General features: G+C 53.7%; 2 protein-coding genes. Both read left to right on the top strand.

What is annotated here, in order from left to right; all coding sequences use genetic code 11:
• Positions 1 to 307: hypothetical protein (locus tag ACZ4VL_RS40820; protein WP_152906226.1), on the top strand; the 307-nt coding region annotated here is incomplete at its 5' end.
• A 52-nt stretch (positions 308 to 359) separates the two neighbouring features.
• Positions 360 to 1,189: hypothetical protein (locus ACZ4VL_RS40825; RefSeq protein WP_468211118.1), on the top strand; the 830-nt coding region annotated here is incomplete at its 3' end.

Here is a 1,189-nt window from a genome sequence, read left to right on the forward strand (position 1 = left end):
AATGTCGAAGATCTGCAAGTCCGTGCTTCTTCCTCCGGCACTCATTGCAATGCTTGGTCTATCCGGAATCGCATCTGCGTCGCAGGAAAGTGCGTCCAATGATCTCACGCAGATCCAGAACGCCTCTTTGCTGGACATCACTCTCGTCAGTGGGGCGGAGTTGCGAGAAGGAACCGGCGATAGCGAGATCGCAGGTGTTCAATGTACCAACTACTCAAGCGGTGGTACCCACTGCGGCCACTACTCGTCAGGTGAAGAGCTCCAGTTTGCGCACGTAGTTCCTGACGCCCAGAAGTTCAACGTCTAAGAACGCGGACGGCCGCCCATGGGGGTGGTCGTCCGTCACCAAGGAGAGGTTGATGAGAACTTCCATAGAGGATCTCAGGAGAGCAATTGAAGATCCATGCAAAACGGTTGACGTTTGCTCGGTGCTGCTGGATGCATGGTTTGAAATAACTCCGCGTCGTTTGGGTGAGGCTCTTTCAAAATTCAGAGATGAGCGGCTTGAGAATCAAGAGCGTGTTGAGAGCTTTGAAAGAACATTCAAGCAGCTGGATCCCGCGGCGAGAAGAAGATTGCTTGGCTCCCCGTGGGTTTCCGGATTCATGGATGATCCAGATGGAATCTCCCATGAAGATACAGATGGAAGGCCTGTCACGACCATCGAAGCGCTTCATCTCGCCGCAATGGCGGAGTGTCTAGTTGCTCCCATCCATGAAGAAATGGGCAAATTTCACCAAGGGATAGGAGTCGAAAGCCCTCTTGGGGAGTGGGTGATCAGGCGGCATGAATCCGGATTTGAGAAGGTCGAGCGCGCAAAGGTGGGCGGTGTGATCGCTCTGGACGTGGATAGTGGGCTGGCACGTCGAAACGAGCCAGAGAGCGGAACGTTCTGCAATCCATTCCTGAGCATCTCATCGGAAGAGCTTGCCGTAATCCAGGAGAAGCTGGAAGCGGCCATAAGGCTTGTGGACGAAGCCACTCCACATCTGGGTCTCCTGATTCGAACATTCACAAGGCGTGTGCTCGTGAGGAAGTCGATCGAGTCGGGTGATCAGGCTTCACCTCTGAATCTTGGATCCGAGTATCGACCGATTCATGCAGGTTGTATCCGAATCCTCAATGTCCACAGGCCGGAAATGACCGTGGATATCTGCGCAGAGGCAATTCTGCATGAGTCTGTCCACTC

This window comes from Streptomyces sp. NPDC029014, from assembly GCF_055564695.1.